At 69.1% G+C, this 18,747-nt stretch carries 17 protein-coding genes; 2 read left to right on the top strand and 15 right to left on the bottom strand.

The features are described 5' to 3' along the window. Positions 1–387: 387 nt before the first annotated feature. The 5 genes from tyrS to HNO80_RS13080 form a co-directional block, all read right to left on the bottom strand. Entirely contained in the window at positions 388–1,701 is a 1,314-nt protein-coding gene (tyrS, locus tag HNO80_RS13100; protein WP_175323282.1) for a tyrosine--tRNA ligase, read from the bottom strand. 138 nt (positions 1,702–1,839) lie between these two features. Further along, complete coding sequence (locus HNO80_RS13095) at positions 1,840–4,068, bottom strand: HelD family protein (RefSeq protein WP_175323281.1); 2,229 nt, start codon at positions 4,066–4,068, stop codon at positions 1,840–1,842. A gap of 169 nt (positions 4,069–4,237) precedes the next feature. Then, positions 4,238–4,801 (bottom strand): adenine phosphoribosyltransferase, encoded by a 564-nt coding sequence (locus HNO80_RS13090; RefSeq protein ID WP_349627349.1) that lies wholly within the window; start codon positions 4,799–4,801, stop codon positions 4,238–4,240. Positions 4,802–4,855: 54 nt separating this feature from the next. Beyond that, positions 4,856–5,521 (bottom strand): hypothetical protein, encoded by a 666-nt coding sequence (locus HNO80_RS13085; protein ID WP_175323280.1) that lies wholly within the window; start codon positions 5,519–5,521, stop codon positions 4,856–4,858. 9 nt (positions 5,522–5,530) lie between these two features. Then, on the bottom strand, positions 5,531–6,172 hold the full coding sequence (locus HNO80_RS13080; RefSeq protein ID WP_175323279.1) for a DNA-3-methyladenine glycosylase: 642 nt from the start codon (positions 6,170–6,172) through the stop codon (positions 5,531–5,533). Between the two features lie 101 nt (positions 6,173–6,273). On the opposite strand from HNO80_RS13080, the gene HNO80_RS13075 reads away from it, so the two are divergent. Together HNO80_RS13075 and HNO80_RS13070 are read left to right on the top strand one after the other, a co-directional pair. Continuing rightward, a complete protein-coding gene (locus HNO80_RS13075) occupies positions 6,274–7,917 on the top strand; it encodes a DNA-3-methyladenine glycosylase 2 family protein (RefSeq protein WP_175323278.1) in 1,644 nt (547 codons plus the stop codon). Further along, on the top strand, positions 7,914–8,429 hold the full coding sequence (locus tag HNO80_RS13070; protein ID WP_175323277.1) for a methylated-DNA--[protein]-cysteine S-methyltransferase: 516 nt from the start codon (positions 7,914–7,916) through the stop codon (positions 8,427–8,429). The genes HNO80_RS13075 and HNO80_RS13070 overlap by 4 nt, the downstream gene beginning before the upstream one ends. Positions 8,430–8,473: 44 nt before the next feature. Here HNO80_RS13070 and HNO80_RS13065 read toward each other — a convergent pair whose 3' ends face one another. The 10 genes from HNO80_RS13065 to argC form a co-directional block, all read right to left on the bottom strand. After that, positions 8,474–9,214 carry a maleylpyruvate isomerase family mycothiol-dependent enzyme gene (locus tag HNO80_RS13065; RefSeq protein ID WP_175323276.1) on the bottom strand — a complete coding sequence of 247 codons (741 nt, stop codon included), beginning with the start codon at positions 9,212–9,214 and terminating at the stop codon, positions 8,474–8,476. A 56-nt stretch (positions 9,215–9,270) separates the two neighbouring features. Further along, on the bottom strand, positions 9,271–9,792 hold the full coding sequence (locus tag HNO80_RS13060; RefSeq protein ID WP_175323275.1) for a pyridoxine/pyridoxamine 5'-phosphate oxidase: 522 nt from the start codon (positions 9,790–9,792) through the stop codon (positions 9,271–9,273). Positions 9,793–9,930: 138 nt separating this feature from the next. Then, the gene (gene argH, locus HNO80_RS13055) at positions 9,931–11,355 is read right to left on the bottom strand and encodes an argininosuccinate lyase (protein ID WP_175323274.1); all 1,425 of its coding nucleotides are present in this window, start codon (positions 11,353–11,355) and stop codon (positions 9,931–9,933) included. A gap of 5 nt (positions 11,356–11,360) precedes the next feature. Next, complete coding sequence (locus HNO80_RS13050; protein WP_175323273.1) at positions 11,361–12,566, bottom strand: argininosuccinate synthase; 1,206 nt, start codon at positions 12,564–12,566, stop codon at positions 11,361–11,363. A gap of 60 nt (positions 12,567–12,626) precedes the next feature. Next, entirely contained in the window at positions 12,627–13,157 is a 531-nt protein-coding gene (locus HNO80_RS13045) for an arginine repressor (protein WP_175323272.1), read from the bottom strand. Further along, on the bottom strand, positions 13,157–14,149 hold the full coding sequence (gene argF / locus HNO80_RS13040) for an ornithine carbamoyltransferase (protein WP_175323271.1): 993 nt from the start codon (positions 14,147–14,149) through the stop codon (positions 13,157–13,159). Before argF ends, HNO80_RS13045 begins: the two co-directional genes overlap by 1 nt. Further along, complete coding sequence (locus HNO80_RS13035) at positions 14,146–15,360, bottom strand: acetylornithine transaminase (RefSeq protein WP_175323270.1); 1,215 nt, start codon at positions 15,358–15,360, stop codon at positions 14,146–14,148. Before HNO80_RS13035 ends, argF begins: the two co-directional genes overlap by 4 nt. Positions 15,361–15,524: 164 nt before the next feature. Then, positions 15,525–16,457 carry an acetylglutamate kinase gene (argB, locus tag HNO80_RS13030; RefSeq protein ID WP_175323269.1) on the bottom strand — a complete coding sequence of 311 codons (933 nt, stop codon included), beginning with the start codon at positions 16,455–16,457 and terminating at the stop codon, positions 15,525–15,527. A gap of 25 nt (positions 16,458–16,482) precedes the next feature. Then, entirely contained in the window at positions 16,483–17,649 is a 1,167-nt protein-coding gene (gene argJ / locus HNO80_RS13025) for a bifunctional glutamate N-acetyltransferase/amino-acid acetyltransferase ArgJ (protein WP_175323268.1), read from the bottom strand. Next, entirely contained in the window at positions 17,646–18,677 is a 1,032-nt protein-coding gene (gene argC, locus HNO80_RS13020; RefSeq protein WP_175323267.1) for an N-acetyl-gamma-glutamyl-phosphate reductase, read from the bottom strand. Before argC ends, argJ begins: the two co-directional genes overlap by 4 nt. Positions 18,678–18,747: the final 70 nt, after the last annotated feature.

Here is an 18,747-nt window from a genome sequence, read left to right as displayed (position 1 = left end):
ATAAATTGGTATCAACAAACTTGGCACACTATTGAGTTCTCAAACAACAGACACATTCGAATACTTCTCGAAACAATTCACTCGGTGAATTTCTTTTTGTTCCGCATTTCTTCGCTGCGATGTATTTAGCTTATTTCATTCATTTCCACTTTGCAAACCCGGAAGTTCTTCCGAAATTCACTCCGCAGAAGCGAATGCGCCCAGCAAAATGCGAAGCAATTTCGATTTCCCACGTCTTGCGCAGGAAGAATTGCTTCTTTTTGTTGGGGGTTGGTCACCACTCAACGGCGGCGACTCAGAAAACAATACACGCTCCCCTGCGGCCGTGCAAATCGGCCGGAGGGGAGCGTGCGTGAGGCTGAACCGCTGCTCTTCGTGCGGTGCCGGCTAGGCCCCCGAAACCTCCACGGTTGCCAGGTTCTTCTTGCCGCGGCGCAACAACAGGTAGCGCCCGTGCAGCAGTTCGTCCGGCGCGATAACCGCGTCGGGATCGGAGATCTTGGTGTTGTTCACGTAAGCCCCGCCCTCCCCCACGGTCCGCCGGGCCGCGGACTTGCTTTCGGAGAGCCCGGTGGCCACGAGCAGGTTGATGATGCCGAGCCCGGAGCCGTCCACGGTGGCGGAGGGAAGTTCCGCAGTCGCGGCCTGGAGGCTCTCAGCGTCCAGGGCGGTCAGGTCCCCGCCGCCGAACACGGCTGCCGAGGCGGCAATGACCTTTTCGGTGGCCTCGACGCCGTGCACCAGCGAGGTCACCTCGTAGGCAAGCTTCCGCTGGCCAACACGTGCGAACGGGCGCTCGGCGACCGAGGTTTCGAGGGCTTCGATTTCAGCGCGGCTGAGGAAGGTGAAGACCTTGAGGCGGGCGGCGACGTCAGCGTCGGCGGTGTTGAGCCAGAACTGGTAGAAGGCGTAGGGGCTGCACATCTCCGCGTCCAGCCAGATCGCGTTGCCCTCGCTCTTGCCGAACTTGGTGCCGTCCGAGTTGGTGATCAGCGGCGTGCCCAGCGCATGGACGTGTTTGCCCTCCACCTTGCGGATCAGGTCCGTGCCGCTGGTGAGGTTGCCCCACTGGTCGGAGCCGCCGGTCTGCAGCACGCAACCGTAGTCGCGGAACAGCTGCAGGTAGTCCATGCCCTGCAGGATCTGGTAACTGAACTCGGTGTAGCTGATCCCCTCGTCCGAGTTCAAGCGGGTGGCAACGATGTCCTTCTTGATCATCGTGCCGACGCGGAAGTGCTTTCCGATGCCGCGCAGGAAATCAATGGCGCTCAGCGGGGCGGTCCAGTCGAGGTTATTGACCATCCGGGCCGCGTTGTCGCCCTCAAAGCTAAGGAAGCGCTGGACCTGGCCCTGCAGCCGGCCGACCCATTCCGCTACGGTCTCCGGGGTATTGAGCACCCGCTCGGCGGTCTGCCGGGGGTCGCCGATCAGTCCGGTGGAACCTCCCACCAACCCCAAGGGCTTGTGCCCGGCCAGCTGGAGCCGGCGCATCAGCAGCAGTTGCACGAGGTTGCCCAGGTGCAGGCTGGGCGCGGTGGGGTCGAAGCCGCAGTAGTACGTTGCGGGGGCGCCGGCGAGCAGTTTCTCCAGCTCCGCCTCGTCCGTCGAAACGTGGACAAGGCCGCGCCATTTCAGCTCCTGCCAGATGTTGGCGAAGCCGGGGTCGTTCTGCTGGGACTGAAGATCATTTAGCTGGGACACGGAATCTAAGTTAGCAGGATCGACGGGGCCCGACGGCCCCGCTCCAGCTCGTGACGGCACAGGGTGTGACGGGCCCAGCACAGCCGCGGTGTCCCGGGGCGGCAGCCTGGGCCGCCGCCACCGGGGCGGGGGCCGGCCTTAGTCTTCGATGCCTGCCGGCACGGCGGCGGCCGCGATGAGACGCAAGCGCTGGGTGGGGCGGGTCATCGCGACGTACAGATCGCCGACCCGGCCGTGCTCGTGGTTGAGCATGGCGGACGGTTCCAGCACCACGACCCCGTCGAACTCCAGCCCCTTAGCTTCGCGGGGGCTGATCACCACAATGTCCTGCTCGTAGCTGCCGGCGCCCGTGCCGACGCGGCGGCCGTACGCGGCGCGCAGCGCGGCCGTGGCCTCCGGCAGGAGCCCGCCGTCGGCGATCACGGCCAGCAGGCCGCCGTCGAGCGCATCCAATTCCTCGGGAAGCACCTCCAGGAGCCGGGGCACGATCGCGCCGGATTCGACGCGGTCGATCACCGGCGACCAGCGTCCCTCGCGGACTGCCTTGGGCGCGGAGACGACCAGGCCGGCAGCATTGGCCATCCGGGCGGCCGCCTCGGCGATCTGCGACGGGGTGCGGTAGTTGACGGTGAGTTCCTCAAGCTGCCAGCGGTCACCGAACATCGGGGCCAGTGCACTTTGCCAGGACTTGGCCCCGGCCACCGAACTCGTCTGGGCGATGTCGCCGACGATCGTGAACGACTTCAGCGGGCAGCGGCGGACCAGCAACCGCCACTGCATGGGCGAGAGCTCCTGCGCCTCGTCCACCACAATGTGCCCGAAGGCCCAGGTGCGGTCGCTCGTGGCCCGCTCCGCCGCGGTCAGCCGCGCCTCACGTTCCTGGTTCTGGTCCACGAGCTCTTCGGCTGAGATGAGGACATCCACACCGGCCGTTTCCATGTTGACCAGGGTCTGCTTGGCGTTGGCGAGGTCGCGGGCCCGGTCGTGCTCCTGCTGGGCCAGGCCACGGCCGGCAGCCGGATCCAGTTCGCCGAGCAGTTCGGCGGCCTCGTCCAGCAGCGGCACGTCGGCCTCGGTCCACGGCGAACCGGCCGGCCGGAGCAGCCGGGCGCGTTCGGCCGCACTGAGGTTCGGGGTGCAGGCCTCGAGGATGGCGGGCTTGCTCAGCAGCTCGCCCACCAGCTTCTCCGGGGTCATCGGCATCCAGCACAGGTTCAGGGCCACGCGGACGTCCCGCGCCGAACGGACGTCCTCGGCGAGGTAGGAACGGTCGGCGTTGTTGCCGATGCTGCCGGCCTCGACCAGTTCGGTCATCTGCTCGGTCAGTTCGCGCAGCAGGATCTTGACGAAGGAGACCCTGGCCTCGTTGTGCGGCTTACCGGTGGCGCGCGCCTTCTCGCGGGCACGGCGGACCTGCCGCGGCGTCAGCACGAGCTTGCGGCCGTCCACTTCGAGGACGCGGTTTTCGGCCGGGATCCGCTGCCGGTTGGCAACCGCGTTGGCGACGACCTCGGCCATGTCGAGCCGGCCCTTGATGGCCGCGACGTCGGAATCGTCCTCGGCAACGGCGTGGATGCCGGGCATCAGCCGGCCCAGGCTCGCCATCACGACGCCGGTCTCGCCCAGGGACGGCAGCACCCGTTCGATGTAGTTCATGAACGACGACGACGGGCCCACCAGCAGCACGCCGGCGGTCTTGAGCCGGTCCCGGTGGGTGTAGAGCAGGTAGGCGGCGCGGTGCAGGGCAACGGCGGTCTTGCCGGTGCCGGGTCCGCCCTGGACCACGAGGGCCCCGGAGATGGACGAACGGATGATCCGGTCCTGCTCGGACTGGATGGTGCCCACGATGTCCGACATCCGGCCCGTGCGCTTGGAGTTCAGGGCCGCGAGCAGCGCACCTTCGCCCTGCAGGGAGTCGTTGTCTGCCAGCATGTCGGCGTCGAGCACGTCATCCTCGATCGCCTTGACTTCGCGGCCCTGCAGGATCAGGTGCCGGCGTCGGCGTACACCTTGCCGGTCGAAGGCAGTGGCCTGGTAGAAGTGGCCCGCTTCGGGCGCCCGCCAGTCCACCATCAGCCGCTGCAGGTCCTCGGTGGTCAGGCCGATGCGGCCGATGTACTGGGCTTCCCCGGAGTCGAGGTCCAGGCGGCCGAACACGAGGCGGTCGTCGACGGCGTCGAGCTGGGCGAGGCGGTCCTCGTAGAGTGCGGCGAACGCGTCCCGCTCGGAGACGTTCTGCATGGTGCCCACGGCACCGGCGCGGCGAACCTGGGCGAGCTGGGCGCGCTTCTCCGCCCGCAGCTCATCCAGCCGGGCATACAGTCCGGCTACATAGTCGCGTTCATGGGCCAAATCAGCGTCGTGCATCGAACGTTCCCCTATCGAAAAAGACAGACCAACCATCCTACAACCATTTCGGTGTCCGCTCCCGAAATATGTCAGTTTTCATCAGACTGGGCTTTTTTCAGGCATTCTACCGAGGCCGCCGCGCCCTCCGTCGATGCACTCTGGGACGCATCCGGCCGACTGCCGGCTGCTAGAGGTTCAGCAGGGAGTGGATGCGGTGGCCGGCCAGTGCCGCGCGGCCGTTCAGCCCGCCGAGCTCCATCACCACGCCGACGCCGGCCACCTCGACGCCGCAGCGTTCGAACAGCCGGGAGGCTGCGCCCAGGGTGCCGCCGGTGGCGAGGACGTCATCGAGGATGAGCACCCGGGTGCCCGGCGCCAGGTCCGCGCTGTGCAGTTCCAGGGTGGCGGTGCCGTATTCCAGCGAGTAGTCCTCGGAGACCACTTCACGCGGCAGCTTGCCGGCCTTGCGGACGGTGACGACGCCGGTGTCCGTAGCGTAGGCGGCGGCTGCGGCCAGCAGGAAGCCGCGGGCTTCCACGCCGGCGACGGCGTCGAACTGGCCGTGGAAGGGCGCCACCAGCGCATCGACTACAGCCTTGAGGGCGGCCCCGTCGGCGAAGACCGGGGTCAGATCCTTGAAGACGATTCCCGGCTTGGGGTAGTCAGGGACGGTGGCGCACAGGCTGGCGATCAGCTCGTCCACCGGGATTGCGTTGCTGGTCTGGGGCTGGGCCTGCTCGCTTTGTTTCACCCATCAATCTTACTGGCTGGTAGCAAACGATCGTTCCGACCGCGGCCTACCGGCCTACCCGTCGGGCGTCGGCGGGTCGGCCGCAGGCGGCCCGTCCGCAGGCGGGCCGGCCGCGTCGACCGCTGCTTCCGGGGACCGCAGGAGGTCATGGGCAAATCCGTACCTGACGAGTTCCAGCGCCTTGGCGAGTGCGTGCTCCGCGTCGAACCGGCTGTCCGCTGCGACGCTGAGGCGGGCGTAGTCGTTTGCCCAGCTGGAGCGGTGGAAGCGGTCGGCGTCGCCGTGCAAAAGCCGTCCATAGAGAACGTCCTCGAAGCGGTCCGGCCCTTCATCCGGGGCCGGACCTTCGCCTTGTCCGGACCCTGGCTGCACAGGCTGACGGCCTTGGACCATCTCCGCGGTGAACAGCTCAACCACTTGCTCCGTACCTTCCGTCAGGTGGCGGTCCGCCGAGTAGTTGCAGAGCCGGAGCGCCCTCACTACAAGCTTGAGTGAAACGTGTTCATCGCGCACGATGAATTTGCGCAGCAGGGCGGCACGAAAAAGCTCGATCCAATGCCTGCGCTCCCTCTCTATCCCACCCGCGCTGGAGCGCACCGCTGGCGGCTCCGCGTCGGCTTGGAACAGCGCCACCATCCGGAAATACTCGGCGGCCAGCTGCTCAAAAATCACCAGCCGTTCGAGCTCGCTGCCTGGCTTTCCGCGCTTGCCTTCGCCCATGATTGCCGGCTAAGCCGTCCGGACCTTCGCGGCTTTGTAACGGGATACGGTCGGGTCGCCAGTGAGCCAGAAACGCCACGGGTAGTCGTCGGTGCCGCCGGCGCCGGAGACGCCCACCCTCGGCCCGGAGCTGATCGCGGCTGCCGGGACGGCCGGGAGCTCGAGCCGGAACGGAGCACTGAGCGCGTCGCGGCCGCTGTCCGCCGTCGTCAATCCCAGGGCGGTGGCGAAGCGGGCCGGACCGCTGGCGAGGTCCTTCGGCGCTTTCGACGTCGGCCGCCGCGCCTCGGCCAGTTCCTCCCCCGCCACGACTTCACCGGCGCGCAGGAGCAGGGCGGAGGCCACCCCCTCGGGACCGCAGACTATGTTGGCGCAATGGTGCATCCCGTAGGTGAAGTAGACGTAAAGGTGCCCCGCCGGGCCGAACATCGGGGCGTTCCGCCGGGTCTGGCCGCGGAAGGTGTGCGAGCCTGGATCAGGGTGGAGCGAGTCCTCCGGCCCCAGATAGGCCTCGACCTCGGTGATCCGCACCGCAACCGGTCCGCCATGGCCGCTGTGCGTCAACACCGCGCCGAGCAGCAGCGGGGCCACGGTTCGGGCGTCGGCGGACAGCAGCCCGCGCAGGGCGTCAGGCGTCACGCTGGAATCCATCCTCCGACTTTAACAAACCCCTCAATCGCGGCATAGCGGCCCCTCACGGCCGTGTCCGATTTCCGCTAGCAGAGGCCGCCGGAGGCTGGCAGGATGGACCCATGGACTTTTGGCAGCGCTACCGGGCAATCGATGCCCGGGACCCCCGTTTCGACGGGCAGTTCTACACCGCTGTCCGCACCACCGGCATCTACTGCCGGCCCTCCTGCCCGGCGCGGACCCCGAAGGCCGGCAATGTCACGTTCTACGAGACGTCCGCCGCCGCGCATGACGCGGGCTACCGGGCGTGCAAACGCTGCCTCCCCGAGGCCGTGCCGGGCACACCGGCGTGGAATGTCCGCTCCGACGTCGCGGGCCGGGCCATGCGCCTGATCAACGACGGCGTGATCAACCGCGACGGCGTGGAAGGACTCGCCTCGCGGCTCGGCTACTCCTCGCGCCAGCTCAACCGCATCCTCAGCCACGAACTCGGTGCCGGCCCGCTCTCGCTGGCGAGGGCCAGCCGCGCCCAGACCGCCCGGACGCTGCTGGTCTCCACCTCGATGAAGGCCGCCGACATCGCGTTCGCCTCGGGTTTCAGCAGCGTCCGGCAGTTCAACGAGACCATCACCGAGGTCTTTGCCATGACCCCCTCGGCGCTGCGGGCCACGGCGCGGCACCAGCAGGCGACGGCCCGGGCCGCGGTGGCCTCCACGGCGCTGACGTTGAACCTGCCCTACCGGGAGCCGTTCGATCCTGGGGTGTTCGCATTCCTGGCCGTCCGCGCCATCCCGGGCATCGAGGAAGGGAGCTCCGCCTCCTACGCCCGGACCCTGCGGTTGGCCCACGGGGACGCCCGCTTCCGGGTGGACTACGATGCCGGCTCCCCGGGCCGGCCCCTGAGGCTGACCATTGGGGCGGTGGACCTGCGGGATCTGGCCTCGCTGCTCAGCCGGGTCCGGCGCTTGCTGGATCTCGACGCCGACCCGGTCGCGATCGATACCTCACTCGCCGCCGATCCGCGGCTGGCGGCCAGCGTTGCCGCCGCTCCCGGCATGCGGATGCCCGGGGCCGTGGATCCGCAGGAGCTGCTGATCCGCGCCATGATCGGCCAACAGATCACCGTCGCGGCTGCGAGGACGGCCCTGGTCCAGCTTTCCGCGTGCGGCAGCGAGAGCCTGGTTCCGGCGGACGGCCTGCACCGGCTCTTCCCGACGGCGGCGAACATCGCGGACACCGGGTTCCAGTTGCTGCGCGGACCTCAGCGCCGCATCGGCTCCATCCGCGGCGCCGCCGCGGCGATGGCCGCCGGTGAACTGGATTTTGGCTACGGCGACGACTTGGCCGGGCTGCAGGCCAAGCTCCTGCCGCTGGCCGGCGTCGGGCCCTGGACCGTGGGCTATGTCGCGATGCGCGTGATCGGCGCCCCGGACGTTTTCCTGGCCAACGACGCCGCGGTCCGCAACGGTATCCGCTCGCTGGCGCAGGAAACAGACGATAACGCCGGTGGCGCCGCCGCGGCTGCGGATGGCCTGTCCGCCGAGCCGCTCTCCCCCGGTTCGATCTCTCCCGATTCGCTCACTCCCGATTTTCGGGAGGTCAGTCCCTGGCGCTCCTACGCCACCATGCACCTCTGGCGGGCGGCCGCATCGGCCCGGCCCGGCCCGCTGACAAACTCAGCGCGGAGCAAGACAGCGCGGACAAACTCAGTCCGGACCAAGACAGCACGGACCACGACAGCAGCCTCGAAGAAAGTGACGAAATGAAAGCCCAGCTTTTGACCATGTCCACCCCGGACGGCCCGTTCACCATCATTGCCCGGGACGGCGCGGTGCTGGCCTCGGGCTGGACCGCGGTGCCCGGCGAACTCACCGGCCAGATCCATCCGGAACTGCTGCCCGGCGGCTACGAACCGGTCTCGCAACTGGGCGGCATATCTGCCGCCGTCGAGGAGTTCTACGCCGGCAACCCGCGAGCCGCGATGGATGTCCCGGTGCTGCAGAAATCGGGCCCCTTCCGCAGCCATGCCTGGGACATGCTCCGGACCGTGGCGCCGGGGCATCCGGTGACGTACACCGAGTACGCGGAACTGTCCGGCAACGCCAAGGCCGTCCGGGCGGCGGCCAGCGCCTGCGCCTTCAACGCGGCCGCCTTGTTCGTGCCATGCCACCGGGTGATCCGCACCGACGGGAGCCTGGGCGGGTTCCGTTGGGGGCTCGCCATCAAGGAGAGCCTGCTGGACCGCGAACGGCAGCTGGCCATGGCCGTGCAGGCCTAGTTTGCCTGCACCCTAGTTCTTCACTGGCCTGGTTCTTCGCTGGCCTAGTTCGTCACTGGAACGCCCGCGGGCCACGGCAGCAGCGCGGGCAGTTCGACGCCGTCGGCCGCGGCCGTGGCGCGCAGGCTCCCCAGGGTGGGGGTGCGCCCGGCCAGCCATGCCGCGATGTCAGTGAGCATGCCGTTGATGGCGGTGGAGCGTCCGCCGGCGGCGCCGACCGCGACGGAGGGCAGGCCGAGCGGCTGGAGCACAAACCGCTCGCCCTCCGGCACCCGGGCGGCCAGGAACTCGAAGAGATGCTCGCAGAACGGCTTGCTCCACGTTTCGGGGCCGCGGCCGGTGCCGAGGTCGGTGGCGTGGATCGTGAGTTCGCGCCAGAGCGCCAGGCCGCCGTCGAACACAACGCCGCCGCGGTAACTGATCGGCTCCCGCCAGCCCGCAGCCTCCAGCGACCCGAAGGCGCCCAGCGCACGCCCGACGGCAGCGGCCAGCGCGGCCCGGTGCTGCTCAGCGCTGTGGCCGGCGGCAAGTTCGATGGCACGGGTGCGTCCCTCGAAGCCGCCGTCGTAGAGTTCGATGCTTTCGCCGCGGCCGGCGTATTCAACCTGGCGGGCCATCGCGTTGGCGATTCCGTCCAGGTGGGCCAGGACGTGCCCGCGGGTCCAGCCTGGGAGTTCGGACGGGGCCAGGACGTCCTGGTCGTCCAGTTTGGCGGCGATTCCGGTCACGACGTCGGCGGCGCGGCGGAGTTCCTCCAGCAGTTTTTCAGGGGTGATTGAGGTCATGGCGCCCATCCTAACGGAGCCACCGGATTAACGGTGATTAACTGGGCTGAGCCGTCTCAGCGCGGCCCGTAACGGTGCCGGATGTGCCGTCGGTCGTGCCGGGCCTGCCAGAATTCGAGCTCGCGCGGCCGGAGGGCGTAGAGCTGCCAGCTGGGGTTCGCGGTGCCGTCGGCGCCGGGCCGATCGTGCCAATCGGCGGCGGAGGCTTCCGCGGAGAGCTCCACGACCTCGCCGGCCACACGGACCTGGCGGCCCTGCTGCTGCCAGAAAAAGTTCAGCGCAGCGCTCGGGTTCTCTGCCAGTTCCCGGCCTTTGCGCGACTGGCGGGACGTCGCGAAGTGCCAGCCGTCGTCGTCGATGTCCTTGAGGATCAGCATCCGCGAGGACGGCCGACCCTGCGCGTCAGCCGTGGCCAGGCTGCAGGCGTTGGGCTGCGGGACCCCGGCCGCCAGGGCGTCGGTGAGCCACTGCCGGAACAGCTCCGCGGGGTCTTCGGGCGCCGTCGCCGGGTCGAAGTCCGGGAGCACGTCCGGGAAGTCGGGCAAGGCGCGCAGGAACTGGCGGAACGATTCGCTCATGCCGCAATGCTAGCGGGGAGTTTTCGGCGCCAAACGCACAACGCTCCCTCACGTTTGGCAGGGAATCCCCCGACGCTCCTGCAGGGAGTGCAGGAGCGTCGGGGGAAACGCCGCAAGAAGTGAGGGAGCGTCTGGTTGTTAGCCGGCGTACGTGCGCACGCCCTCGAGCTCCGCCTCAAGCGCCAGCAGCTGGCGTTCGACGGCGGCCGGCGCGGTGCCGCCCTGCGAGTTGCGGCTGTTGAGCGAGCCCTCGGTGGACAGCACCGTGCGGACCTCCGGCGTCAGGTGCTCCGAGATGGCGGCGTATTCCTCGTCCGTCAGGTCCCAGAGTTCCACGTCGCGGCTTTCGGCCTGCTTCACCGCGGCGCCGGAGAGTTCATGCGCCTCGCGGAACGGAACTCCCTGCCGGACCAGCCATTCGGCAATGTCCGTGGCCAGCGCGAAGCCCTGGGGTGCCAGCGATTCCATCCGTTCGGTGTTGAACTTCAGGGTCGCGATCATGCCGGACACGGCCGGGAGCAGCAGCTCCAGGGTGTCGGCGGCGTCGAAGACCGGTTCCTTGTCCTCCTGCAGGTCGCGGTTGTACGCGAGCGGCAGGCCCTTGAGCGTGGCGAGCAGACCGGTCAGGTCGCCGATCAGACGGCCGGCCTTGCCACGGGCCAGCTCGGCCACGTCCGGGTTCTTCTTCTGCGGCATGATCGAGGAGCCGGTGGAGTAGGAATCGTGCAGGGTCACGAAGGAGAACTCCTTGGTGGCCCACAGGATCACTTCCTCCGAGACCCGGGACAGGTCCACGCCGATCATGGCCGACACCCACGCGAACTCGGCAAAGACGTCGCGGGAGGCGGTGCCGTCGATCGAGTTGTGCGTGGCCGAGTTGAAGCCGAGGTCCGCCGCGACGGCCTCCGGGTCCAGGCCCAGCGAGGAACCGGCGAGGGCGCCGGAGCCGTAGGGCGAGACCCCCGCGCGCTTGTCCCAGTCGGCCAGCCGCTGCACATCGCGCAGCAGCGCCCAGGCATGGGCCAGCAGGTGGTGGCTAAGCAGGACCGGCTGGGCGTGCTGGAGGTGGGTGCGGCCGGGCATGGCCACCCCGCGGTGTTCCTTGGCCTGGCCGATCAGCGCGTCGATCGTGGCGAGCACGCCGCGGGCGATGATCCGCGCGTGGTCGCGCAGGAACATCCTTCCCAGCGTGGCCACCTGGTCGTTGCGGGACCGGCCGGCGCGGAGCTTTCCGCCCAGCTGGGTGCCGGCGCGCTCGATCAGGCCGCGTTCCAGCGAACCGTGCACATCCTCGTCGGACTCGGCCGGGGTGTACGCGCCGGAGGCGACGTCCGCGTCCAGCCGGTCCAGGGCATCCAGCATGCCCGCCAGTTCAGCGTCGTCCAGCAGCCCGGCCTTGTGCAGCACGCGGGCGTGCGCCTTCGACCCGGCAATATCGTAGCGGGCCAGCCGCCAGTCAAAGTGCGTGGACTTGCTCAGCGCGGCGAGGGCGTCGGCGGGGCCGCCGGCGAACCGGCCGCCCCACAACGCACCCTCGTTAGTTGCGGACCTTTGCTCAGCCACGCGGGCTACTTTCCTGCGACGCGGATGTCGCGGCCGGAGGCAACCTTGGCGGACATGCCCCACAGCTCGATGAAGCCGCGCGCCATCGACTGGTCGAAGGTGTCGCCGGTGTCGTAGGTGGCGAGGTCGAAGTCGTAGAGCGAGGTCTCGGAGCGGCGTCCGTTGACGATCGCCTGGCCGCCGTGCAGCACCATGCGGATGTCGCCGGAGACGTAGCGCTGGGTGTCTTCGATGAAGGCGTCCAGGGAGCGCTTGAGCGGGGAGAACCACTGGCCGTCGTAGACCAGCTCGGACCAGCGCTGGCCGACCGTGGCCTTGAAGCGGGCCTGCTCGCGCTCGATCGTGATGTCCTCGAGGTGCTTGTGCGCGGTGATCAGCGCCATCGCGCCGGGAGCCTCGTAGATTTCGCGGGACTTGATGCCGACCAGGCGGTCCTCGACGACGTCGATCCGGCCGACGCCCTGGGCGCCGGCGCGGCGGTTCAGTTCCTTGATGGCCTGCAGCGGGGTGACCTTGACGCCGTCGATCGCGACCGGCACGCCGGCTTCGAAGGAGATGGTGACTTCATCCGGGGCCGGCGGGAATTCCGGGGTGGCGGTGTAGTCGTAGATGTCCTTGGTGGGGGCGTTCCAGATGTCCTCGAGGTAGCCGGTCTCGACGGCGCGGCCCCAGACGTTCTGGTCGATCGAGTACGGGTTCTTCTTGGTGGTCTCGATCGGCAGTCCCTTCTCTTCGGCGAAGGCGATGGCCTTGTCGCGGGTCAGGGCGAGGTCGCGGACCGGGGCGATGCACTTCAGGTCCGGGCCGAGGGTCTGGATGCCGACCTCGAAGCGGACCTGGTCGTTGCCCTTGCCGGTGCAGCCGTGCGCCACCGTGGTGGCGCCGAATTCGCGGGCGGCCTTGACCAGGTGCTTGACGATCACCGGGCGGGAGATCGCGGAGACCAGCGGGTAGTGGCCCTGGTAGAGGGCGTTCGCCTTCAGGGTGGGCATGCAGTACTCGTTCGCGAACTCGTCGGACGCGTCGGCCACGTAGGCTTCGACGGCGCCGCAGCCGAGGGCACGCTGGCGGATGGTCTCCAGCGACTCGCCGCCCTGTCCGACGTCGACCGCCACGGCAATGACCTCGGCGCCGGTCGCTTCACCGATCCAGCCGATGGCTACGGAAGTATCCAGGCCACCGGAGTAGGCCAGCACAATACGCTCAGTCACTTCAAATGCTCCTTAGTTGTTGGGTTCTTGGGTTGTCTAGTGAAAGTTCAGGGATAGGGGTCACTGGCCGGCTTCTTCAGCCAGCTGCAGGAAGCGGGCGGCGACGGCGGCGCCGCCGGCCGGGTCGCGGGTGACCAGCAGCACGGTGTCGTCCCCGGCGATGGTTCCGAGGATCGATGGCATCACCGAGTGGTCGATCGCGAGGGCCAGGAAGTTCGCGGCGCCCGGCGGGGTCCGGAGCACCACGAGGTTCGCGGAGGCCTCGGCCGTGACGAGCAGTTCGCCGCAGAGCCGCGCGAGCCGGGCGTCGAGGATTTCCTGGGTCACGCCGCTTTTGGCCGCGCGTTCCCCGCCCTCCCCCGGCACGGCGTACACGAGCACGCCTTCCTTGCCGCGGACCCGTACAGCGCCGAGCTCCACGAGGTCGCGGGACAGCGTGGCCTGGGTGACCTGGACGCCGTCGTCCGCGAGCAGTGCCGCCAGCTCGGCCTGCGAGCGGACGGATTCGCCGGTCAGGATCGCGGTGATCCGCGCCTGCCGGGCCGTCTTGGTGGCCGGACTGGCCCCCTGGGCGGCGGGCTGAACGGACATCAGTCCAGCCCGTCCACCGGCGCCAGCCCGTCCACGACTGCCAGGCCGGAGCGGTGCATGAGCCAGGCCATCAGGGCTTTCTGCGCGTGCAGTCGGTTCTCCGCCTCGTCCCAGACCACAGACTGCGGGCCGTCGATCACGCCGGCGGAGATTTCGTAGCCGCGGTAGGCCGGGAGGCAGTGCAGCACGACGGCGTCCGGCGCGGCGAGCTTCATCGCGTCCTCGTCTACGGAGTACTCGCGGAACAGCTGCAGCCGGGCTTCCTTTTCGTCCTCCTGGCCCATTGACACCCAGGTGTCGGTAGCGACGACGTCGGCTCCGCGGAGGGCCTCGGCGGCGTCAACGGTGACCAGCACCGAGCCGCCGGTCAGGGCGGCGCGCTCCTCCGCGGCGGCGACGATTTCCGCGGCGGGGAGGTAGCCCTCCGGGCCGGAGATGCGCACGTGCATGCCCGCGGTGACGCCGGCCAACAGGTATGAGTTGGCCATGTTGTTGGCGGAGTCGCCGAGGTAGCTCATGGTGAGACCCGCCAGCGTGCCCTTGTGCTCCTTGACGGTCAGCAGGTCGGCGAGGAGCTGGCAGGGGTGGTAGTCGTCGCACAGGGCGTTGATCACCGGGACGTGCGAGTTCTCGGCCATCTCGACGAGGCCGGCGTGCGCCCCGGTCCGCCACACGACGGTGGAAACCATGCGTTCGAGCACCTTGGCGGTGTCCTCGACCGACTCCTTGTGGCCGATCTGGGCTTCGCCCGGGTTGATGATGAGGGCGTTGCCGCCCATGTCCGCGATCCCGGTGGCGAAGGAGACGCGGGTGCGGGTGGAGGTCTTGTCGAAGATCACGGCCACGGTCTTGCGGCCGCTGCCTTCCGCGGCGAAGGGCTGGACGCTGTACGGGGCCGCCTTCATCCGGACGGCGAGGTCCAGGACCTCGGCCTGCTCGGCCGGGGTGAGGTCCGTGTCCTTGAGGAAGTGGCGGGTGGGAACTGTGGTCACTGGGCGTCCTTTGCGGTCTGGAGGAGGGCCGGCAGGGCGGCGAGGAAGCGGTCGGCCTGGGCCGCGGTGAGGATCAGCGGCGGCGCGAGCCGGATGGTGTGCGGGCCGGGGCTGTTGACGATGAACCCGGCGTCGAGTCCGGCGGTGACGACGGCGGCGGCGACGTCGGCGTCGAGGTCGAAGCCGATCAGCAGGCCTTCGCCGCGGACCTCGGTGACGCCGTCGATGCCGGCGAGGCCGGTGCGCAGGTGCTCCCCCACTTCCCGGACGTGGCCGAGCACCTGCTGGTTCTCCAGCACGTGCAGGGTGGCCAGGGCGGCCGCGGTGGCGACGGGGTTGCCGCCGAAGGTGGTGCCGTGCTGGCCGGCGGAGAGCAGTGCGGACACCTCGGGGCCGAAGGTGAGCAGGGCGCCGATCGGGAACCCGCCGCCCAGGCCCTTGGCGAGGGTCACGGCGTCGGGCACGATTCCGGCGTCTTCGCTGGCCAGCCACTTGCCGGTGCGGCCGATGCCGGTCTGGACCTCGTCCAGGATCAGCAGGGCGCCGGCGGCGCTGGTGGCTTCGCGGGCGGCCCGGAGGTAGCCGGCGGGCAGCGGGCGGACGCCAGCCTCGCCCTGGATCGGTTCGAGGAAGACGGCGGCGGTGGTGTCGTCAATGGCGGCGCGGAGGGCATCGATGTCACCGAAGGGGACGTGCACGACGCCGCCGGGCAGCGGCGCGAACGGCGCCCGGTAGGCCTCCTTCGAGGTCAGCGCCAGGGCGCCCATGGTGCGGCCGTGGAAGGCGCCTTCGAGGGCGATGATCTTGGTCCGCGGCTGCGCCTCCGAACCGGAATTCCGCCGCGCCAGCTTGAACGCCGCTTCGATGGCCTCAGTGCCGGAATTGGCGAAGAACACCTTGGACCCGGCCGGCGCCTTGGAAATGTCCAGCAGCTTCTCGGCGAGGGCGATCTGGGTGGGGCTGGTGAAGAAATTGGAGACGTGGCCCAGTGTGGCCAGCTGGCTGGAGATCACCGAGGTGACGAACGGGTGGGCGTGGCCCAGCGCGTTGACCGCGATGCCGCCGAGCAGGTCCAGGTATTCCTTGCCGTCGGCGTCCCAGACGAGGCAGCCGGCGCCACGGACCAGCACGCGCTGCGGGGTGCCGAAGACGCCAAGCAGCGAGGAGGAGTAGCGGGCCAGCCAGTCGGCTCCGCTACCCGTTCCAGTCATAACGGAAGCTGTGGGGGCCGAGCCGGCGATGGGGGCCCGGGTGTGGTCGGGCACCGCGATGGGCCCCCCGTCTCCGGGGTCCCCGTCCGAGCTTGCGAGGACGGGGTGAGGCTGGGGACGGGCGGGGGCCCCATCGCCGGTCGGACTCACGCCTACAGTTTCGTTCATGCGTTCACTTCCTCGTCCGGGACGACCTGCGTGCCGATGCCCGCCGTCGTGAAGGTTTCCAGCAACATCGAGTGCGCCAGCCGGCCGTCCACGATGTGCGCGCGTTCCACGCCGCCGTCGACGGCTTTCAGGCACGCTTCCATTTTGGGGATCATGCCGGACTCCAGGCTTGGCAGCAGTTCACGCAGTTCCGAGGCCGTGAGCGAGGAGATCAGCGAGGAGCGGTCCGGCCAGTTGGCGTAGAGGCCCTCGACGTCGGTCAGGATCACGAGTTTGGACGCACCCAGGGCTTCGGCGAGGGCCGCCGCGGCGGTGTCCGCGTTGACATTGAGTACCTGCCCGGTGGTGGACCCGTCTGCGGAGGTCTCGGGCGCGACGGTTGAGATCACCGGGATCCGGCCGGCCGCCACGATGTCCAGGATGCCTTCCGGGTTCACCCCGACGACTTCGCCGACCAGGCCCAGGTCCACCTCTTCGCCGTCCACCACGGTGCCGGTGCGGACGGCGCGCAGCAGTCCGCCGTCTTCGCCGGACATCCCGACGGCGTAGGGCCCGTGCGAGTTGATCAGGCCCACGAGTTCGCGCCCCACCTGGCCGGTGAGGACCATGCGGACCACATCCATGGCCTCGGGCGTGGTGACGCGCAGTCCGCCCTTGAACTCGGATTCGATGCCGAGCCGGCTGAGCATGGCGTTGATCTGCGGGCCGCCGCCGTGCACCACCACGGGGTGGATGCCGACGTGGTGCAGGAAGACGACGTCCTCGGCGAAGGCGCGGCGGAGCTCGTCATTGACCATGGCGTTGCCGCCGTACTTGATCACCATGGTGGTGCCGGCGAAGCGCTGGATCCAGGGCAGCGCCTCGATCAGCGTGCCGGCCTTGCCCTGCGCGTCGGCCATAGAAGTGGTCTCGCGGGTCTGGGTGTTCATGTGCGTTCGTCCCTCCGGGAACGGCCTAGCTGGAGTAGGCGCTGTTTTCGTGGACGTACTGGTGCGTCAGGTCGTTGGTCCAGATCGTGGCCTCGGCGGCGCCGGCCTGCAGGTCGATCTCGACCAGGACTTCGCGCGGCTCCAGGTCCACGAGGCCGCGGTCCTCGCCGATGCTGCCGTTGCGGCAGATCTGCACGCCGTTCATCGAGACATTCAGCTGGTCCGGTTCGAAGGCCGCGTCGGTGGTGCCCACGGCGGACAGCACGCGGCCCCAGTTCGGGTCCTTGCCGAAGATGGCCGTCTTGAAAAGGTTGGAGCGGGCCACGGCACGGCTGACCACTTCGGCGTCCTTCTCGCTCGCGGCGTTGAAGGTGCGGATGGCGATGTCGTGGCTGGCGCCCTCGGCGTCGCCGATCAGTTTGCGGGCCAGTTCCGCGCACACCTGGGTGAGCCCCTTGCCGAAGTCGACGGCGGACGGCACGGCGCCCGTGGCGCCGGAGGCGAGCAGCACCACGGTGTCGTTGGTGGACATGCAGCCGTCCGAGTCGGCCCGGTCGAAGGTGACGCGGGTGGCGTCGCGGAGCACGACGTCGAGCAATTCGGGCTGGACCTCCGCGTCCGTGGTGAGGACCACGAGCATCGTGGCCAGGCCCGGGGCAAGCATGCCGGCGCCCTTCGCCATGCCGCCGATGGTGAATTCCCGGCCCTCGGCGTCGGCGCCGGTGAAGACCGCCTGCTTGGACACCGAGTCAGTGGTCATGATTGCGGTAGCCGCGGCCGGGCCGCCGTCGGCGTTCAACTCCGCGACCGCGACGCCGATCGCCGGGACGAGCTTGTCCATCGGAAGCTGTTCGCCGATCAGGCCGGTGGAGCAGACGAAGATGTCCGTCGCGGAGGCACCGAGTGCCTCGGCAGTCTTTTCCGCGGTGGTGTGGGTGTTCTGGAAGCCCTGCGGGCCGGTGCAGGCGTTGGCGCCGCCGGAGTTGAGGATCACGGCGTCCACCCGGCCGTCCTTGATGACTTCGCGGGACCAGTGCACGGGCGCGGCGGCCACCCGGTTCGAGGTGAAGACGGCGGCGGCGGCTTTGTTGGGGCCGTCGTTGACCACGAGGGCCAGGTCCGGGTTTCCGGAGGCCTTGAGGCCGGCCTTGACCCCGGCAGCGCGGAATCCCTTGGGGGCGGTGATGCTCACGGTGCGACTCCCTGGAGGTCGAGGCCCGCGGTTTCAGCCAGGCCGAGGGCGATGTTCATGGACTGCACGGCGCCGCCGGCGGTCCCCTTGGTGAGGTTGTCGATGGCACACGTCACGATCACGCGGCCGGTGTGCCCGTCCAGGGCCAGCTGCATCACGGCGTGGTTGGAGCCCTGCACGGACTTGGTGGAGGGCCACTGGCCCTCCGGCAGCAGGTGCACGAACGGCTCCTCGTCATACGCCTCGGCCCAGGCGCGGCGCAGTTCCTCAGCCGTCACGTCCGGCCGGACTTTCGCGGTGGCCGTGGTGAGGATGCCGCGGCTCATCGGGGCCAGCGTGGGCGTAAAGGACACCGTGACCGGCGCGTTCAGCGCCTTGGACAGACCCTGCTCGATCTCCGGGGTGTGCCGGTGCCCGCCGCCAACGCCGTAGGGGCTCATCGAGCCCATCACCTCGGCGCCGATCAGGTTCACCTTCGCGGCCTTCCCGGCCCCGGAGGTGCCGGAAGCGGAGACGATCACGACGTCGTCGGCCTGGAGCAGGTGGTTGCTGAAGCCCGGAGTGAGGGCCAGCAGGGCCGACGTCGGGTAGCAGCCCGGCACGGCGATCCGGGTGGCGCCGCGCAGTGCCTCACGCTGGCCCGGCAGCTCGGGCAGCCCGTAGGGCCACGTGCCGGCGTGCGGCGAGCCGTAGAACTTCTCCCACGCCGCCGGATCCTCCAGCCGGTGGTCCGCGCCGGCGTCGATCACGACTGTGCCGGCGGGCAGTTGCGCCGCGATCTCGGCGGACGCCCCGTGCGGGAGGGCAAGGAACACGACGTCGTGTCCGGCCAGGTTTTCCACGGTGGTGTCTTCGAGGATCCGGTCCGCCAGGCCATGGAGATGCGGCTGCAATTCCCCTAGTCTGGAACCGGCGTTGCTGTGCGCGGTGATGGCGCCGATGGTGACGTCGGGATGACCGGCCAGGAGCCTCAGTACCTCGCCGCCGGCGTAGCCGCTTGCGCCGGAGACGGCAACAGAAATAGTCATAGCACCGAGTGTACAGCAAGACTATGCATAGAGCCCGATATTTATGCATGTGTGCGGTCATGTCCAAGGC

The sequence above is a fragment of the Arthrobacter sp. C9C5 genome (assembly GCF_013359735.1).
In the GTDB taxonomy this organism is placed as follows: Bacteria; Actinomycetota; Actinomycetes; order Actinomycetales; family Micrococcaceae; genus Arthrobacter.
Note: the sequence above shows the minus strand (reverse complement) of the source record. Positions and strands in the feature narration are given on the sequence as shown.

Coding starts and splice junctions, on each gene's coding strand:
- HNO80_RS13065 (WP_175323276.1), bottom strand. CDS start 9,214: ATGACCTCAATCACCCCTGAAAAACTGCTGGAGGAACTCCGCCGCGCC.
- HNO80_RS13070 (WP_175323277.1), top strand. CDS start 7,914: ATGAAAGCCCAGCTTTTGACCATGTCCACCCCGGACGGCCCGTTCACC.
- HNO80_RS13075 (WP_175323278.1), top strand. CDS start 6,274: ATGGACTTTTGGCAGCGCTACCGGGCAATCGATGCCCGGGACCCCCGT.
- argC (WP_175323267.1), bottom strand. CDS start 18,677: ATGACTATTTCTGTTGCCGTCTCCGGCGCAAGCGGCTACGCCGGCGGC.
- HNO80_RS13060 (WP_175323275.1), bottom strand. CDS start 9,792: ATGAGCGAATCGTTCCGCCAGTTCCTGCGCGCCTTGCCCGACTTCCCG.
- HNO80_RS13085 (WP_175323280.1), bottom strand. CDS start 5,521: ATGGGCGAAGGCAAGCGCGGAAAGCCAGGCAGCGAGCTCGAACGGCTG.
- HNO80_RS13095 (WP_175323281.1), bottom strand. CDS start 4,068: ATGCACGACGCTGATTTGGCCCATGAACGCGACTATGTAGCCGGACTG.
- HNO80_RS13080 (WP_175323279.1), bottom strand. CDS start 6,172: ATGGATTCCAGCGTGACGCCTGACGCCCTGCGCGGGCTGCTGTCCGCC.
- HNO80_RS13045 (WP_175323272.1), bottom strand. CDS start 13,157: ATGTCCGTTCAGCCCGCCGCCCAGGGGGCCAGTCCGGCCACCAAGACG.
- HNO80_RS13035 (WP_175323270.1), bottom strand. CDS start 15,360: ATGACTGGAACGGGTAGCGGAGCCGACTGGCTGGCCCGCTACTCCTCC.
- argB (WP_175323269.1), bottom strand. CDS start 16,457: ATGAACACCCAGACCCGCGAGACCACTTCTATGGCCGACGCGCAGGGC.